General features: G+C 39.5%; 16 protein-coding genes, 1 tRNA gene and 1 riboswitch. Of the genes, 5 read left to right on the top strand and 12 right to left on the bottom strand.

Translation table 11 applies throughout. From position 1 onward, the window contains the following. Nucleotides 1–53: 53 nt before the first annotated feature. The 6 genes from SK629_RS05465 to SK629_RS05440 are packed head-to-tail and all read right to left on the bottom strand — an operon-like array spanning nucleotide 54 to nucleotide 4,066. Nucleotides 54–485 (bottom strand): GNAT family N-acetyltransferase, encoded by a 432-nt coding sequence (locus SK629_RS05465; protein WP_042900944.1) that lies wholly within the window; start codon nucleotides 483–485, stop codon nucleotides 54–56. Between the two features lies 1 nt (nucleotide 486). Then, nucleotides 487–1,089 carry an L-threonylcarbamoyladenylate synthase gene (locus SK629_RS05460; protein WP_042900943.1) on the bottom strand — a complete coding sequence of 201 codons (603 nt, stop codon included), beginning with the start codon at nucleotides 1,087–1,089 and terminating at the stop codon, nucleotides 487–489. Continuing rightward, on the bottom strand, nucleotides 1,073–1,909 hold the full coding sequence (gene prmC, locus SK629_RS05455) for a peptide chain release factor N(5)-glutamine methyltransferase (protein ID WP_042900942.1): 837 nt from the start codon (nucleotides 1,907–1,909) through the stop codon (nucleotides 1,073–1,075). Before prmC ends, SK629_RS05460 begins: the two co-directional genes overlap by 17 nt. Further along, nucleotides 1,909–2,988, bottom strand: a complete 1,080-nt coding sequence (prfA, locus tag SK629_RS05450) for a peptide chain release factor 1 (protein WP_042900941.1) — start codon at nucleotides 2,986–2,988, stop codon at nucleotides 1,909–1,911. Before prfA ends, prmC begins: the two co-directional genes overlap by 1 nt. A gap of 9 nt (nucleotides 2,989–2,997) precedes the next feature. Next, on the bottom strand, nucleotides 2,998–3,477 hold the full coding sequence (locus tag SK629_RS05445; RefSeq protein ID WP_042900939.1) for a GNAT family N-acetyltransferase: 480 nt from the start codon (nucleotides 3,475–3,477) through the stop codon (nucleotides 2,998–3,000). Continuing rightward, nucleotides 3,467–4,066: a thymidine kinase gene (locus SK629_RS05440; RefSeq protein WP_000068144.1), complete on the bottom strand. Its 600-nt coding sequence runs from the start codon at nucleotides 4,064–4,066 to the stop codon at nucleotides 3,467–3,469. Before SK629_RS05440 ends, SK629_RS05445 begins: the two co-directional genes overlap by 11 nt. A gap of 123 nt (nucleotides 4,067–4,189) precedes the next feature. Here SK629_RS05440 and SK629_RS05435 point away from each other — a divergent pair, with 123 nt between their 5' ends. Continuing rightward, a complete protein-coding gene (locus SK629_RS05435) occupies nucleotides 4,190–4,372 on the top strand; it encodes a 4-oxalocrotonate tautomerase (RefSeq protein ID WP_001117401.1) in 183 nt (60 codons plus the stop codon). 137 nt (nucleotides 4,373–4,509) lie between these two features. Next, nucleotides 4,510–5,883 (top strand): tRNA uridine-5-carboxymethylaminomethyl(34) synthesis GTPase MnmE, encoded by a 1,374-nt coding sequence (gene mnmE / locus SK629_RS05430; protein WP_042900938.1) that lies wholly within the window; start codon nucleotides 4,510–4,512, stop codon nucleotides 5,881–5,883. A 45-nt stretch (nucleotides 5,884–5,928) separates the two neighbouring features. Here mnmE and dapA read toward each other — a convergent pair whose 3' ends face one another. From dapA to SK629_RS05410, 4 genes are all read right to left on the bottom strand, one after another. After that, nucleotides 5,929–6,864, bottom strand: a complete 936-nt coding sequence (gene dapA, locus SK629_RS05425) for a 4-hydroxy-tetrahydrodipicolinate synthase (RefSeq protein WP_000121608.1) — start codon at nucleotides 6,862–6,864, stop codon at nucleotides 5,929–5,931. A 55-nt stretch (nucleotides 6,865–6,919) separates the two neighbouring features. Then, nucleotides 6,920–7,996 carry an aspartate-semialdehyde dehydrogenase gene (locus SK629_RS05420; RefSeq protein WP_042900937.1) on the bottom strand — a complete coding sequence of 359 codons (1,077 nt, stop codon included), beginning with the start codon at nucleotides 7,994–7,996 and terminating at the stop codon, nucleotides 6,920–6,922. A 548-nt stretch (nucleotides 7,997–8,544) separates the two neighbouring features. Continuing rightward, nucleotides 8,545–8,617 (bottom strand) — tRNA-Thr (locus SK629_RS05415). A 99-nt stretch (nucleotides 8,618–8,716) separates the two neighbouring features. Beyond that, a complete protein-coding gene (locus tag SK629_RS05410; RefSeq protein ID WP_042900936.1) occupies nucleotides 8,717–9,226 on the bottom strand; it encodes a QueT transporter family protein in 510 nt (169 codons plus the stop codon). Beyond that, nucleotides 9,224–9,320: riboswitch (PreQ1 riboswitch) on the bottom strand. It overlaps the preceding gene by 3 nt. Nucleotides 9,321–9,348: 28 nt before the next feature. Between SK629_RS05410 and SK629_RS05405 the strand changes: the two genes are divergently transcribed. Both SK629_RS05405 and mscL read left to right on the top strand, forming a co-directional pair. After that, nucleotides 9,349–9,780, top strand: coding sequence for a GtrA family protein (locus SK629_RS05405; protein ID WP_042900935.1), 432 nt, complete (start codon nucleotides 9,349–9,351; stop codon nucleotides 9,778–9,780). Nucleotides 9,781–9,861: 81 nt separating this feature from the next. Next, complete coding sequence (mscL, locus tag SK629_RS05400) at nucleotides 9,862–10,242, top strand: large conductance mechanosensitive channel protein MscL (protein ID WP_042900934.1); 381 nt, start codon at nucleotides 9,862–9,864, stop codon at nucleotides 10,240–10,242. Nucleotides 10,243–10,282: 40 nt separating this feature from the next. Here mscL and hemH read toward each other — a convergent pair whose 3' ends face one another. Further along, nucleotides 10,283–11,377, bottom strand: coding sequence for a ferrochelatase (gene hemH / locus SK629_RS05395; protein ID WP_042900933.1), 1,095 nt, complete (start codon nucleotides 11,375–11,377; stop codon nucleotides 10,283–10,285). 153 nt (nucleotides 11,378–11,530) lie between these two features. Here hemH and pepT point away from each other — a divergent pair, with 153 nt between their 5' ends. Continuing rightward, entirely contained in the window at nucleotides 11,531–12,754 is a 1,224-nt protein-coding gene (gene pepT / locus SK629_RS05390; protein WP_042900932.1) for a peptidase T, read from the top strand. A 36-nt stretch (nucleotides 12,755–12,790) separates the two neighbouring features. Here pepT and SK629_RS11505 read toward each other — a convergent pair whose 3' ends face one another. Then, entirely contained in the window at nucleotides 12,791–16,450 is a 3,660-nt protein-coding gene (locus tag SK629_RS11505) for a pneumococcal-type histidine triad protein (protein ID WP_042900931.1), read from the bottom strand. Nucleotides 16,451–16,670 lie beyond the last annotated feature (220 nt).

Raw genomic sequence — 16,670 nt, 5'->3', positions numbered from 1 at the left:
TCTCCTTTATAGCGTGACTGGTCCTTTAGTTTGTTTTACAATAAGAAAATAAACTAAAAGATGCGAATAAACCGTTTCTGCACTTTATCACAAGTATAACCAACTTTTTCATAAAATGCATGAGCACTCAGACGATGATCGGCAGAGTTTAAGCGGATAAACCCATAACCACGTCTTTTTGCTTCTTCTTCCAACCCTTGTAATAAGCTTTTACCAATACCTTGCCCTTGCGCTTGAGGTGAAACTGCTAAAGCTAAAATATTAAATCCTGCTTTGGAATAAAGTGATTCGTAAACTTCAGCGTGGACATATCCAAGTAAGACATGACTGGCTGCATCCTCATATCCAAGTAGGAAATGATGGGAATCCTGAGACAGTCTAGCTAGTTGACTAACCGTTTCCTCTGGACTAAACGAATAGCCCAAAGCATCTTGGTTAATGTCACATATAGCTTTCACATCAGTTTCTTGTAAATCTCTTAGCATTTCATTCCTCCTCAAAAGAAATCTCTGGCAACTGAGCAAGAATATCTTCTCGCTTAATGGCCCCTTGGCGTAAGATTTTCACCTTGTCTCCAGACAAATCCAAAATAGTTGAATCCTGTCCAGTTAGAAAAGAATCGTCTTCCAAACCCAAAACCTCTTGGTCAAAATCCTCTAGAATTTGATTAAAGGTCACTCCACTTGCCTGACCTGAAATATTGGCAGACGGTCCAATCAAGGGACCTGTCTCTCGAATCAAATCAAGGGTAATGGGATGACTAGGCATTCGAAATCCAACAGTTGCAAGACCAGAATTGACCCAATAGGGAACTCGGTCATTAGCTTCGAGAATAATGGTCAAGGGACCTGGCAAAAAGGTCTCTACAAGTTTTTGTAGATAAGCTGGCTGATTCTTTGAAAAGTGCAAGATGTCCTCTAGAGAGGCGATATTGAGATTGAGTGCCTTGTCTCTGGGGCGACGTTTGAGTTGGTAAACATGGTCAACTGCTTTTTCGTCTAGAGCCTTGGCAAAAAGACCGTAAACCGTCTCTGTAGGCAGAACGACAGCTCCACCATTTTCCAACTCTTGTCTAATCCTGTCCATCATCAACCACGACCATCCTATCTTGATCAAATTGATCCTTGAGTGTTCGAACTCGCTTTTCAGGAAGATGTTTCCTAAAAAGTTCAGGAACACTTTGACCTTGCTTGTATCCAATTTCAAGGTAAATCTTACCACCATCTTTGAGATAGTCTTTTGCATCTTCCGCAATTCTACGGTAAATAGCTAGGCCATCCTCGTCTGCAAAGAGAGCTAGATGAGGCTCCGAATGCAAGACATTCAAACCGACCTCTGACTCATCTTCACGAGAGATATAGGGTGGATTGGAAACAATTATATCATATTTTTCAGAAATTTCTGTAAAACAGTCAGATTTTTTTAAAAATATTTGAAGATTTTGCTTTTTAGCATTTTCGCTAGCTAAATCTAAAGCATCTTGGGAAATATCCGCTGCTGTTACTGACCAATCTTGTCTGTTTTTTGCTAAGGCAAGAGCAATAGCTCCACTACCTGTTCCGATATCCAGAACTGACAGATTCGTCTCAGGATTTTCAGCAAGAATAAGCTCCACCAACTCCTCTGTCTCTGGACGAGGAATCAAAACTCGCTCATCAACTTTTAACTGCATTCCATAGAAATCTGCCTGTCCAATGATGTACTGGGCAGGTTTATGAGCTGCTAACTGCTGGTAAACTTCTTCTACAAATTGTTTTTCTTCCTCTATTACCTCTTGCTGGAGGGCAAAGACAAAGTCTGTAAAAGAAAGATTTTTCAGGCTACGATAGACAAAAGAGAGGCTTTCTGCTTCCTCTCCTTGTCTTATCAACTCTTCTTCAAAATTTGAAAATAATTGAGCTAATTTCATTATTTGTTTAATTCTTCTAATTTTTGTGTTTGGTCATAAAGAACCAAGGCATCCACAACTTCATCCAATTTACCAGACAAAATCGTATCTAGTTTTTGGAGGGTCAAGCCGATACGGTGGTCTGTGACACGGTTTTGTGGGAAGTTATAAGTACGAATACGTTCTGAACGATCCCCAGTACCGATTGTTGACTTACGCTCAGCGTCTTGTTCATCTTGTGCAATTTGTGCGAAGTGGTCAGCAACACGCGCACGGATGATTTTCATGGCCTTCTCACGGTTCTTCTGCTGGGTACGTTCTTCCTGCATCTCAACCTTGATATTGGTTGGCAAGTGAACGATACGAACGGCAGTTGCAACCTTATTGACGTTCTGTCCACCAGCACCTGATGCGTGATAGATGTCGACACGAAGGTCTTTTGGATCGATATCGTATTCCACTTCTTCCACTTCAGGCATGACAAGAACTGTCGCTGTCGAAGTATGTACACGACCTTGGCTCTCTGTCACAGGGACACGTTGCACACGGTGGGCACCAGATTCGTACTTGAGTTTAGAGTAAACAGATTGACCTGAAACCATGGCAACCACTTCTTTGAAACCGCCGACACCGTTCATAGAAGCTTCCATGACTTCAAAGAGCCAGCCTTGGGCTTCAGCGTACTTTTGATACATAGTTAGAAGGTCTCCAGCGAAAAGTGCTGCTTCGTCTCCACCAGCAGCGCCACGGATTTCAAGGATGATGTTCTTGTCATCATTTGGATCCTTTGGAAGGAGCAAAATTTTCAGTTTTTCTTCGTATTCTTCTTTTTCAGCCTTGGCATCTTTGAGCTCTTGCTTGGCCATTTCTTCCAAGTCAGCATCTCCACCTGATTCTTTAATCATTTCTTCAGCGTCAACGATGTTTTGAAGGACTTGTTTATACTCACGGTAGGCTGTTACCGTATCACGAGTAGAAGCTTCTTCTTTTGAAAGCTCCATAAAACGCTTGGTGTCCGAAACTACATCTGGGTCACTCAGCAACTCTCCTAATTCTTCATAACGGTCTTCTACAGCTTGTAGTTGATCATAGATGTTCATTTTTTCTCCTTATTTCTCAATTGTTAAATCATAGATTGCTACTACTTCGTTCTCGGATATTTCCCCAGTTTCTTTAAATCCATAACTGAGGTAACAATATCTTGCATGTTCGTTTTCTGGTTCATAAGACAACCAAAGTTTATTGCTTAAACCTGCTGGCGCTGTCCGAACATAGTCTAGTACTTTATCCATAATTGGTTTAAAATATCCTTGATTTTGAAAATTATTATCAATCATAAAACGAAATAGTAAATAATTTCCACTACTAATTCCGATCTTTTTATCATAAGCTATCATCACAAAACCTATAATTGCATCATTATCATAAACTGCCAATGGAGCTACAAAATCTCCATTTTTAGTGTAGACGTATGCTTCAGCTAGACTAATTGCGTTGGTTGCAATGAATTGTTTTTGATATTCCTTGACATCCAAATTCAAAACATCAAAATAATTTTCCATTGTAACATCTCTTAGTTCAATTGTCATAGTTTTGCTCCTTGTTAGAGGTTATCATTGGCGCAAAATAATGTTTACGACAAACTGAGATATAGGTTTCATTACCACCAATCTGGATCTGTTCTCCATCGTAAACGGGCAGTCCATCCTGTGTTCGCAAAACCATAGTAGCCTTTTTCTTACAATACTGGCAAATGGTCTTGATTTCATCAATCTTGTCTGCTAAAAGCAAGAGATATTTGGAGCCTTCGAACAGTTCATTGCGAAAATCATTTTTCAAACCAAAAGCCATGACAGGTATGTCTAACTCATCGACAACACGAGCTAAGTCGTAAACATGATGACGCTTGAGAAACTGGGCTTCATCGACCAAAACACAGTAAGGCTTTTCTGGTAGGTCTCGGATATAGCCAAAGATATCCGTCGTCTCCTCAATCGCAAGAGCAGGGCGTTTCATACCGATTCGACTCGACACATAGCCAACACCGTCACGCGTATCCAGAGCCGAGGTCATAATCACAACACCTTTTCCTTGCTCCTCATAGTTATAGGCCACCTTGAGAATCTCAATTGTCTTACCAGAGTTCATGGTCCCATAACGATAATACAACTGTGCCATGTTTCTTGCTTCACGTCCATTTCTAAATTTTTGCTACATTCTAGTATATCATAATTTTCTTAAGCTTTAAACGGCAAAATGTGGTAAAATAGAAGAAATCAAAAACTAGTGGAGGAAGCTATTATGCCATTTGTACGCATCGATTTATTTGAAGGACGCACGCTCGAGCAAAAGAAAGCTCTTGCTAAGGAAGTAACGGAAGCTGTTGTCCGTAACACTGGAGCACCTCAATCTGCTGTCCATGTCATCATCAACGACATGCCAGAAGGAACTTATTTCCCACAAGGGGAAATGCGCACCAAATAATCTAGCTTAAGCAGAATTGCTTAGGCTTTTTCAATCTCCAAGTAGCATCCATTGAAGAAATAGTCCAAATTTGTTACAATTTGAAAAGAGACTTGGAGAATTTTCCAAGAAAAGAGCTATTAATTAAAGGAAATATTATGATTACACGTGAATTTGATACCATCGCTGCTATCTCTACTCCACTAGGTGAAGGGGCTATTGGTATTGTCCGCCTGAGCGGAACAGACAGTTTTGCTATTGCGCAAAAGATTTTTAAAGGAAAAGACTTGAACAAGGTTGCCAGCCACACTCTCAACTACGGTCACATTATTGATCCTCTGACTGGTAAAGTCATGGACGAGGTTATGGTTGGAGCTATGAAGTCTCCAAAAACCTTCACTCGTGAGGATATTATCGAGATTAACACCCACGGTGGGATTGCGGTGACCAATGAAATTCTCCAACTAGCGATCCGTGAAGGAGCTCGGTTGGCAGAACCTGGTGAATTTACCAAACGTGCCTTTTTAAACGGTCGCGTAGATTTGACACAGGCCGAGGCAGTGATGGATATCATCCGCGCCAAGACAGACAAGGCCATGAACATTGCGGTCAAACAACTTGATGGTTCCCTTTCTGATCTTATCAATAATACACGTCAAGAAATCCTCAACACACTTGCCCAAGTTGAGGTTAATATCGACTATCCTGAGTATGACGATGTTGAAGAAGCGACTACTGCTGTGGTCCGTGAAAAGACAATGGAGTTTGAACAATTACTAACTAATCTCCTTAGGACAGCCCGTCGCGGCAAAATCCTCCGTGAAGGAATTTCCACTGCTATCATCGGCCGTCCTAACGTTGGAAAATCAAGCCTCCTCAACAACCTCTTGCGTGAGGACAAGGCTATCGTTACAGATATCGCTGGTACAACCCGTGATGTCATCGAAGAATACGTCAACATCAACGGTGTTCCCCTAAAATTGATTGACACAGCTGGTATTCGTGAAACGGATGACATCGTGGAACAAATCGGTGTCGAGCGTTCGAAAAAAGCCCTCAAGGAAGCCGACTTGGTTCTACTGGTGCTAAATGCCAGTGAACCGCTGACAGCGCAAGACAGACAACTTCTTGGGATTAGCCAAGAAACCAATCGCATTATTCTACTTAATAAAACAGACCTACCTGAAGAAATTGAAACTTCGGAACTACCTGAAGACGTTATTCGTATTTCAGTCCTTAAAAACCAAAACATCGATCAGATTGAAGAGAGAATCAACAACCTCTTCTTTGAAAATGCTGGTTTGGTTGAGCAAGATGCTACCTACTTGTCAAATGCCCGTCATATTTCCTTGATTGAGAAGTCTGTTGAAAGTTTGCAAGCTGTTAATGAAGGGCTGGAACTAGGGATGCCAGTTGACTTGCTTCAAGTTGACTTGACCCATACTTGGGAAATCCTCGGAGAAATCACTGGAGATGCTGCTCCTGATGAACTCATCACCCAACTCTTTAGCCAATTCTGTTTAGGAAAATAAGAAAAATCCATGATCCTTCATTCGGTCATGGATTTTATTGTCTTATTAGTAATCTGGTCTTAGGACGCCTGTTACAGTTGCCTTAGTCGCTTCGTAGTCGCCATCTACGACGACTTTGATAATGCGTTTGGCATCTTCTTCTGGTGCTGGAACAAGAGGTAGACGAGTTGGGCCAGCTTCAAATCCCATATAGTTAAGAACTGCCTTAACTGGAGCAGGACTTGGATAAGAGAAGAGGGCATTAACCTTAGGAATGAATTTACGCTGAATAGCCGCTGCTTTTTTCATATCGCTTTCTGCAATAGCAGTGAACATCTCGTGCATCTCATCCCCATTTGTATGGGATGCAACAGAAATGACCCCGTCCGCACCAAGGTTCATAGCATGGAAAGCATCTCCATCCTCACCAGTATAGACCAAGAACTCTTCTGGTTTGTGCTCAATCAAGTAAGCCATATTTGCTAAACTAGTACATTCTTTGACACCGATAATATTTGGATGATCAGCCAAGCGAAGCATGGTTTCTGGAGTTAATTCTACCACTACACGCCCTGGAATGTTATAGATGATAATTGGTAGGTCCGAAGCGTCTGCAATTGCTTTAAAGTGCTGGTACATCCCTTCTTGAGAAGGCTTGTTGTAGTAAGGCACAATAGCAAGCCCAGCAGCAAAACCACCAAATTCTGCTACTTCTTTGACAAACTCGATCGAGTCACGCGTATCATTGGTACCCACACCCGCAATCAAAGGAACTCGTCCATTGACAATCTTTTGTACAGCCGCAAACAACTCCAACTCCTCATCGTGGGTCAAAGTTGGACTCTCAGCAGTGGTCCCTGCGAGAAGAATTCCATCCGTATGATGGGCCAATAAATGCTCAATCAAGGCTGGAATAGCATCAAAGTTGATGGAACCATCCTCGTGGAAGGGAGTAATAAAGGCTGTGATGATTTTACACTCTTTTAAATCTTGATAAGACATGAAAACACCTCTCTATTTCAAAGAAGGAGTTCATCTGAACTCCTAAACGATATAACTATTTTAATTCAAATTTCAATTCGGCAGTTGGACGAACCAATCCACGTTCATGAAGAGTTTCAGCAATCTGAACTGAGTTCCAAGCAGCACCTTTGAGAAGGTTATCTGAAACAACCCACATGTGGATTCCTTTTTCAGCATCCAAGTCTTTACGGATACGACCAACAAAGGTATCACGTGAACCAACTGCATTGATAGCTTGCGGATAAATTTGATGAGCTACATCATCTTCGAGAACAGCACCTGGGAAGGATGCGATAGCTGCTTTTACTTCTTCGATTGGAGCCACTTCTTTTGTTTCGATGTAAACAGACTCAGAGTGAGCTGACAAGACTGGAATACGCACACATGTTGCAGATACTGCAATGCTATCATCCTCCATGATTTTCTTAGTTTCCTTAGTCATCTTCATCTCTTCGTAAGTGTAATCATTATCAGTGAAGACATCGATTTGTGGAAGAGCATTGAAGGCGATAGGATAATGTTTCTTGTCACCGCCTGAAGGTAAGATTTCCGCATGCAAATCACGTGGGTTTACACCATCATTCAAGACTTCACGAAGTTCACGTTGTGTTTCAAGAATCGCTCCCATACCAGCACCTGAAACTGCTTGGTAAGTTGAAACGATGATACGATCCAAGCCCCATTTTTGACGGACAGGTTCAAGCGCCACCATCATTTGGATTGTTGAACAGTTAGGGCAGGCAATGATACCGTTGTGGGCATCAAGTGCATGAGCATTGACCTCTGGAACAACCAAAGGAACGTCTGGATTTTGACGGAAGTAAGATGTATTATCAACTACTACCGCTCCAGCTTTCACTGCGTATGGTGCATACTTAGCTGATGTAGAACCACCTGCTGAAAAGAGAGCAATATCAACTCCCTCAAAAGCTGTTTCAGTCGTTTCTTCAATCGTAATATCTTGATCTTTAAATTTCAAAGTCTTGCCTGCTGAACGTGCAGAAGCAAGTAAACGAATTTTATCGATTGGAAGTGTTGATTCTTCCAACATTTTTATCATCTGAGCACCGACAGCACCTGTCGCGCCGACTACAGCAACTGTATATCCCATACATAACCTCTTTCGGAATTTTCTAAAAATTTCTATAATAGATGTATTATACTACTTTTTCCATGAATTGCAAAGCTTTTTCATCATTTTTTGGAAAATAAAAATCCCCAGTCGCTAGACCAGGGACTAAGAGGCATCTTCATGTGATGAGCAGGTTCACACAACTCATCAAGGTCCGCTCCTGCGTTATGACCTCCTTATGCTCAATAGTAGTCCAAAGACTACCTATCGACTCATCGCATCTACTATTCTACTAAAGAGAATGACTTTTGTCAACAGACAAAACTCTTTATACTCTTCGAAAATCTCTTCAAACTTCGTCAGTTTCATCTACAACCTCAAAAACATGTTTTGAGCTGACTTCGTGAGTTCTATCTGCAACCCCAAAGCAGTGCTTTGAGCAATCTGCGGCTAGCTTCCCAGTTTGCTCTTTGATTTTCATTGAGTATTATTTTTATTTACACAGGTGCATAAGAAATATCTTTGAAAAATTTGGGGCAGATATAACAAAAAAACCTTGTAAATCAAGAGCTTTTTTGTTTATTTAATGCTAATTGCCGGGATTGAACCGGCGACCTCATCCTTACCATGGATGCGCTCTGCCAACTGAGCTAAATCAGCTTACCTGAAAAGTATACTATATTCAGCAAAGCTTGTCAAGTTTCTTTAGAAATTTTCCATAAGAAAAAGCCAGGTAAGAGCTACCTAGCTTATCTTCTTCTATTTACTTAAATCAATTCGACGACCAATTTTACCAACAATAATCGCTCCAATAATTAATGAGGCAAATTCACCAATTCCTGTTGTGAACCAAGTAAGGAAAAATGGTAATTGTGCTACGATATTCAGCTCTGCAGCAATGGTAAACATGGAAATTGAAAAGAGGATTGAGAAAAAGAAATGATCTTTTCGAATTAATCCGTTAAAGAGGTAATCCTTGCTGTATTTTGCAAAAAGCCAAACACCTAGACTGAGAAATACCAAGGTTGATCCACCACCAACAAAGACATCTAGCAGTCCGAAGCTAAAGAAATTAGCAATCATACAACCGATGGTAACTCCGATGATGTACTTAGGATTGTAAAAAGCCATAAAGTTCATCATTTCTGAAATACGAAACTGATAAGCACCATAGCTTATGGCATTTAGGGGCGGTGTGACAGTCAAAACGACATAGATAGCAGCAACGATTGCAATATCTGCTACGTCACGAATAGTTAATTTTTTCATCTTTTCTCCTTTGGCGGTTTCCCGCGTGTAATATGCTTGGTGAAAGAAGCTAAGCACCAAGGGTTGATTCAATCAACCTTACTAGTATAGCACAATAGCCTGCTTTATGCTATACTAAAAACATGAAAATTTGTATTCAAAAATTTCTTAACAATGAAATCTTAGCCTATCTCTTTTTTGGCCTTGCAACAACTCTAGTTTCGATTCTCTCACGACTAGTCATTTATCAATTAACCCATAAAGAACTCCTTGCTACTGGGCTAGCAAATAGTATCGGTATCCTCTTTGCCTTTATCACAAATGATACAATCGTATTTAAGCAAACAAGGAAGAATCGACTTATCCGTTTAGTGAAATTTTCTCTTGCTCGCCTTTCTACTTTTCTGTTAGATTTGCTCTTTACTTTTCTGTTTGTGACTCAATTCCCTCATATTATAGGGCAATTTGTAAATGAAAATCTTGATAAGATAAATGCAATAGAAACGATAATTGCACAATTATTGATAATTATTCTTAATTACATTTTAAGTAAGGTCTATGTTTTTAACAAATAAAATTTCTAGGCATATATCTTGCAAGCTTTTCTTAATTAATATATAATTAAGAGCAAAAATTTTTGAAAGGGGATTAAGAAAATGTTAAAAGATCTTAAAGCATTTTTGCTTCGTGGTAATGTTGTTGACCTTGCTGTCGGTGTGATCATTGCCTCTGCTTTTGGTGCTATCGTTACTTCATTTGTTAATGATATCATCACTCCACTCCTATTGAACCCAGCCTTGAAAGCTGCTAAAGTACAAAACATCGCTGAGCTTGCATGGAATGGTGTTACATATGGTAAATTCTTGAGTGCTATTATCAACTTCCTTGTTGTAGGTACTGTTCTCTTCTTCGTTATTAAAGCTATGGAAAAAGCTCAAAGCCTTACTAAAAAAGAAGAAGTTGCTGAGGAAGCTCCAGCTGCTCCAACTGAGTTGGAAGTACTTCAAGAAATCAAAGCTCTTCTTGAGAAAAAATAATCGTTTAAAAGGATCTAGCACAAAGCTAAATCCTTTTTCTTTACTCTTTCGGCAACTTACCTGCTTTCTCAAGCATTTTCTTGATAAGATAAGGCATCTTAACATTTTCACGACCTTTTTTCTCAATCAATTTTTTAACAAATTCTGGCATTTGTAAATCTTTAGATTCGGCCAAAATGTTTTTCGTCTCATCTGAAGGAACTAACTCATCAAAGGTTTCTTCTTCTGGGAGAAATTCCTTAAATTCTTTGTCCTCATTAGCTCTGACGGTATTAACCAAGGCATCAATCAAACGAGAATCTGTATTTGGCATTGGTGGACGATGGTAGTTTACCCCAAATTCCTGACACAAGTCATAACATTCCACATCATTGTCAAACAAGACTTCAATATGCTCACTAATGAAGCTGATTGGAACAAAAATATAATGGTCTGGATGTTCTGTCTGTTCTCTGAGATACTCCAAAACATCTGGCTTAATCCATGGAATCCCGATATCACTTTCACTCTGCCAAGTGTTGGTATATTGTTCTGAATTCAAGCCCAATTTTTCAGCGACTAACTTGCTATTTTCGAAAATTTGGTCGATATAGGGGTCACCAAAATCCAAGGCAAAAATAGGCACACTGTGGGCTGAAAAGATGACTTTAAAGCTATCTTGCTTCACTTCATCTTTTAAAATCTTAGCAATTTCATCTGCCCAATAGTTTAAGAGAGCTTCTTCTTGATACCAATCCTTAATAACCAAAAATTGAATTTGTTTGCTTTCTAAAAATTTCTCGTATCCCATGACAGAGTAAAAAGAATAATGGGGCTCCAAAATCAAGCAAATACACTGCTCAATTCCGTCTGCTTCCATCTGACCAATCATATCTGGAATAAAGGGACTGGAAAACTTATTAGCAAAGTAGACACTGTATTCATTTCCCAATCTAGCTTCTACCAAGGCAACCTCTTCACGAGTAATTTTTTGCAGAGGGGTCCCTCCAATTAGCACATAATTGTCATAGAGGGTTTGAATCTCGTGATCTTGAGGTCTCACTCCACGACGAATATTTGTGAAAAAATCAGCCACACCTTCAAAGGTAATCTCTTCTGGCGAACCGAAGGTCATCATTAAAATTGCTTTTTTCATAACTACTTCCTTGTGATGTTTTTATCAATTTTATTTTATCATTAATTCATCGATAAGTAAACGCTAACATAGCAGATTGCCCTAACTTCTGTCTTTTGTTTTTCTCTTCTTTCTATGATACAATGGAAAAAATGAATTCAAAAGGAGTTTTTTATGACTTATCCAAATCTCTTGGACCGCTTCCTAACCTATGTTAAGGTCAACACGCGCTCTGATGAACACTCTACTACTACTCCAAGTACGCAGAGTCAGGTTGACTTCGCAACCAATGTTCTTATCCCTGAAATGAAACGTGTTGGATTACAAAATGTTTATTATCTACCAAATGGTTTTGCGATTGGGACCTTGCCAGCTAATGATACGTCTTTAACACGTAAGATTGGCTTCATCTCTCACATGGATACTGCTGATTTTAATGCCGAAGGAATTAATCCACAGGTGATTGAAAACTACGATGGTGGTGTGATTGAACTTGGAAATTCTGGTTTCAAACTCGATCCAGCTGACTTTAAAAGTCTAGAGAAATATCCAGGCCAAACGCTCATTACAACTGATGGAACAACCTTGCTAGGTGCTGATGACAAGTCAGGAATTGCTGAAATTATGACTGCTATTGAATATCTGACTGCCCATCCTGAAATCAAACACTGTGAGATTCGTGTTGGTTTTGGTCCAGATGAGGAAATCGGTGTTGGTGCTAATAAATTTGATGCAGAAGATTTTGATGTTGATTTTGCCTACACTGTTGATGGAGGACCACTAGGTGAACTTCAATACGAGACCTTCTCAGCAGCTGGTGCTGAATTGCATTTCCAAGGTCGTAATGTCCACCCTGGTACTGCAAAGGGACAGATGGTAAATGCTCTGCAATTAGCTATTGATTTCCATAATCAACTTCCAGAGAATGACCGTCCTGAACTGACAGAGGGTTACCAAGGTTTCTACCATCTAATGGATGTGACAGGTAGTGTTGAGGAGGCTCGTGCAAGCTACATTATTCGTGATTTTGAAAAAGACGCCTTTGAAGCGCGTAAAGCAGCCATGCAGTCTATCGCTGATAAAATGAATCAAGAACTTGGTACCGACCGTGTCACACTAAACTTGACAGACCAGTACTACAATATGAAAGAAGTCATTGAAAAAGATATGACTCCAATTACCATTGCTAAGGTCGTTATGGAAGATTTAGGGATCAAGCCTATTATTGAACCAATCCGTGGCGGGACAGACGGCTCTAAAATTTCCTTTATGGGAATCCCAACTCCCAATATCTTTGCAGGAGGAGAAAATATGCACGGACGTTTTGAATACGTCAGCCTTCAGACCATGGAACGTGCAGTTGATACCATCATTGGTATCGTAGCTTATAAAGACTAAAAAAGACGAGGTAGCTCAGCTACTTCGCCTTTCTTTTTATTCTGCTGGTTTTTCTTTATTTCCAGTACTTGTTGTAGATTCAGTTGTTTTCTTTTCTGAAGTTGATTCAGCAGGTTTAGAATCTCTTGTGTTGCTTGGTTTGCTTTCGTCGCTTGCAGTATCACTGTTAGATTCAGATGCTACTGGTGCTTCGGTTGCTGGACTTGCAATTGGTTGATTCTCTGCACTTGTGCTATCAGCATTCGATTCAGCTTTTGTTGCTGGAGTTGCTTCTTCACTTGCTCTTGATTTAGACTTGATTTCTTGAGTCAAGGCTACTATTGTTTTCGCTAATTCAAGTAAAGCTTCTTTATCATTATTTTTCACATCATCATCAAGCTGATCGAATAGTTTATCAACTTTTTCAAATTCTTCATTTGAACCATTGTTATCTTCTAAATACTTATGTAATGAGTTGATATATCCATAAAGTTGTTTATGTAGATTAATTATTTGTGGATCTTGTTGCGCAGTCTCCTTCTCTTTTTGCAGAGTAGCTACAATACGTTTCAATAGATCGTTAACCTGGACATTGATTTCATCCAAATCTGCATCAGCCTTGCTAGCTGCAACTTTTAGATTTTCTCCTTCTTCTGCCAAGGATTGTCTGATTCCCACTTCTTTAACTTGAGCTAAGAATTGCTCTGCTTTGGTTAAGATAGTTTCAACTTGCTCTTTGCTAACATGATTGACATGTTCTTCTTTCTTAAGATCAGGATAGATTTCTTTCAGGAATTCATAAATTGCTTGCTTAGCAGATTGACTATCAACTGTTTCTTTATCTAAAACTGTTTCATTTACTTTTGCAGTAGCTGGCTGATTTTTCAAAGCCTCTTCTACTTCTTGTTTTATTTGGTAAATGCTTGGGAACAGTTTATTCAAGTCCACAGCCTTACGGAAAGATTGTGATTGATATAAAGTCAAAGTCAAATTAGCAACTTTATTACGAAGCTCATCACTTAAACGACCATCAGTTACATGCTCGTAGAAGTACTTGATATATTCCACTGTTGTATCACCAGTACGATCATTAAAGTCTTGAAGAGCTTGAAGTTGTGATTCAACCGCTGCTAAACTAGCCTCATCTTTAGCCAACTTAGCTTCTTGAAGACGAACTAGAAGGTCTTTTTTCGGAAGTCCATAAGAGTCAGTATCAAGTGTATTGATTTTATCAATCAAGGCCTGATATTTCTTATCTAAAGCACTTGTTTCGACTGGTTTGACACTTTTATCAATATGGATATATTGCTTATCAAAGAGGTCAAGTCTTGCAAGATAACCCGCAGTAGAGTTGGTTGCAAGTTTCTTCATACTCTCAGTAAATTGACCCAAAGCCAACTCAATCTGTCTTTGTTTAATTGGTTGATCTTGATAAATCGTTCTACTTTCAGCTAGAAGTTGATCTACTTTTGCCAAGACTGCCTTCTCATCAAAATCTCCAGGTTGATAGTTGGATTGGAGAGCTGGAATCTTGTTTTTCAAAGCTACTTCATAGCCCTTGGTTTGAACCTTGATGTAGTGATTGTGATCGCCATGAGGAATCACAAAACTACCATTTTCTACCTGTAAGCTATAAGGAGACACACCATCACGTAAGGCAGTAGTATAGAGTTCATTTAAGAAATCAAGTTCTGGATTGCCAGTTTGGAGTGGAAGTCGCACATGTTCCTTACGAACAGCATAGGGATGGATATGAGTTGGATCGTAGGCTTGGTCTGGATTTCCAAAGACAAAGAATCCGTTTGAAATTCTAATAGCTTCAAGTGGAACACCGTAGGTCTTTGAAATGTAAGCTATTTTTTCTTCATCACTAGCATCTCTTGAGAAAGACTCTACCGTTTTAGCAAGAGGTTTTACAGGCTCTGCATCATGATGTGTGTTCAAATGATTCTGAGCCGCCTTAATTTGGTCTGCTGTCAAATTCTTCTTGAAGAAGTAATGATTGTGGTCACCGTGACTCATGACAAAACCTTGCTCATCCTCACTGATGACGCGATTGGCATCAAAACCATGGCCATGTTCTTCATCGTGATGGTGATGACCATGTGCTTCTTCATCGTGATCATCATCGTCATCATCATGTGCTGGACTTGGTGTTACTGGCGTTTTACCTCTCAAATGATCTTGTGCTGCCTTGATTTGTTCTGGTGTCAAATCCTTCTTAAAGAAGTAATGATTATGGTCGCCATGGCTCATGATGAAACCAGCAGCGTCTTCACTAATGACTCTATCAGCATCAAAGCCGTGTCCATGTTCGTCATGGTGATGACCATGTGCATCTTCATCATGATCATCATCGTCATCATGTGCTGAACTTGGTGTTACTGGCGTTTTACCTCTCAAATGATCTTGTGCTGCCTTGATTTGTTCTGGTGTCAAATCCTTCTTAAAGAAGTAATGATTATGGTCGCCATGGCTCATGATGAAACCAGCAGCGTCTTCACTAATGACTCTATCAGCATCAAAACCATGACCATGTTCTTCATGGTGATGACCATGTGCATCTTCATCATGATCATCATCGTCATCATGTGCTGGACTTGGTGTTCCTGGCGTTTTACCTCTCAAATGATCTTGTGCTGCCTTGATTTGTTCTGGTGTCAAATCTTTCTTAAAGAAGTAATGATTGTGGTCACCATGAGTCATGACAAAACCTTCTGAATCTTCACTGATAATTCGATTGGCATCAAAACCATGATCATCTTCTTCCTCATGGTGGACATGTGAAGTCGCATTACTTAATACAGAACTAGAAGAACTTCCTACCTCTTCCGTGTTAGAGTGTGATGGGGGATTGTTAAGAGATGACTTAGGAATATAATGATAGTGGTCCCCATGTCTTACTATATAAGCATCATCGGTATCTCTGACAATGTCATTAGGGTTAAAGACATAACCATCATCTGCGGCAGTAACACCATTATTCGGTGTCACTGATAAAGGTTGACTAAGAGCTATAGTATTCCCTGATAAATATGCTTTTGCGGCTGCTAATTCACCTGCCGACAAGTCACTCTTAGGAATGAAATGATAGTGACCACCATGTGGTACTATATAACCATCACCTGTATCTTTAATGATATCTGAAGCGTTAAAGACGTAACCATCATCAGTAGTATAACGTCCCTGTAACTTAGCTACAGATACTTCTGCGCTAGGTCCTTTCTCGTCTTTACCATGTTCTTGTTTTTGGCGATTGATTTCATCTTTTGTTCGTACATTTTCTGCATGAGCTGCATCTTTTAGGTAGACATAATATTTTCCATCTACCTTGATGATATAACCCCCCTTGACTTCATTGACAATATCTCCATCCTTAAGTTGGTAGTTTGGATCCTTCATCAAGAGTTCTTCACTAAAGAGTGCATCAAAAGGAACCTTGCCATTATAATAGTGATAATGATCGCCATGAGAGGTTACATATCCTTGATCCGTAATCTTAATAACAATTTGTTCTGCTTGAATCCCTTCTTTTTGACTAACTTGGTCTGGAGTCAAATTTTCAGTCTTCTTAGTGTCTTTATTCCCATTTACATAGGACACACGATTTTTATCTGTATTGGCCTGTTGACTATGTTGGTTCAGAGCATAAACACACAGACTTAAGGAAAGGATAACAGCTGAGCCAGCTGCTATATACTTTTTATTAAATTTCATAAACTCCTCATTTCAATAAGTTTTAAAGCTATTTCTTAACTTCTTTTTCTCGGTTAAGCAGTTTTTCTAAACCAGTTATTTAACCATTTAATTAACTAGTAAACATTCTACCTCTTTTAAGCTTATCTGTCAAGTTTTTTAGTGAAAGATAATAAAATTATTACTTTAAAACTCCTTTCTTAGTTTTTTAGACAAGAAATTTCATCTATCTATTAACAAA

Origin of the sequence: Streptococcus mitis (genome assembly GCF_000722695.1) — a bacterium.
Lineage (GTDB): Bacteria > Bacillota > Bacilli > Lactobacillales > Streptococcaceae > Streptococcus > Streptococcus mitis_O.
This window is presented reverse-complemented; position numbering and strand designations above follow the sequence as displayed.

Coding starts and splice junctions, on each gene's coding strand:
- SK629_RS05465 (WP_042900944.1), bottom strand. CDS start 485: ATGCTAAGAGATTTACAAGAAACTGATGTGAAAGCTATATGTGACATT.
- SK629_RS05460 (WP_042900943.1), bottom strand. CDS start 1,089: ATGATGGACAGGATTAGACAAGAGTTGGAAAATGGTGGAGCTGTCGTT.
- prmC (WP_042900942.1), bottom strand. CDS start 1,909: ATGAAATTAGCTCAATTATTTTCAAATTTTGAAGAAGAGTTGATAAGA.
- prfA (WP_042900941.1), bottom strand. CDS start 2,988: ATGAACATCTATGATCAACTACAAGCTGTAGAAGACCGTTATGAAGAA.
- SK629_RS05445 (WP_042900939.1), bottom strand. CDS start 3,477: ATGACAATTGAACTAAGAGATGTTACAATGGAAAATTATTTTGATGTT.
- SK629_RS05440 (WP_000068144.1), bottom strand. CDS start 4,066: ATGGCACAGTTGTATTATCGTTATGGGACCATGAACTCTGGTAAGACA.
- SK629_RS05435 (WP_001117401.1), top strand. CDS start 4,190: ATGCCATTTGTACGCATCGATTTATTTGAAGGACGCACGCTCGAGCAA.
- mnmE (WP_042900938.1), top strand. CDS start 4,510: ATGATTACACGTGAATTTGATACCATCGCTGCTATCTCTACTCCACTA.
- dapA (WP_000121608.1), bottom strand. CDS start 6,864: ATGTCTTATCAAGATTTAAAAGAGTGTAAAATCATCACAGCCTTTATT.
- SK629_RS05420 (WP_042900937.1), bottom strand. CDS start 7,996: ATGGGATATACAGTTGCTGTAGTCGGCGCGACAGGTGCTGTCGGTGCT.
- SK629_RS05410 (WP_042900936.1), bottom strand. CDS start 9,226: ATGAAAAAATTAACTATTCGTGACGTAGCAGATATTGCAATCGTTGCT.
- SK629_RS05405 (WP_042900935.1), top strand. CDS start 9,349: ATGAAAATTTGTATTCAAAAATTTCTTAACAATGAAATCTTAGCCTAT.
- mscL (WP_042900934.1), top strand. CDS start 9,862: ATGTTAAAAGATCTTAAAGCATTTTTGCTTCGTGGTAATGTTGTTGAC.
- hemH (WP_042900933.1), bottom strand. CDS start 11,377: ATGAAAAAAGCAATTTTAATGATGACCTTCGGTTCGCCAGAAGAGATT.
- pepT (WP_042900932.1), top strand. CDS start 11,531: ATGACTTATCCAAATCTCTTGGACCGCTTCCTAACCTATGTTAAGGTC.
- SK629_RS11505 (WP_042900931.1), bottom strand. CDS start 16,450: ATGAAATTTAATAAAAAGTATATAGCAGCTGGCTCAGCTGTTATCCTT.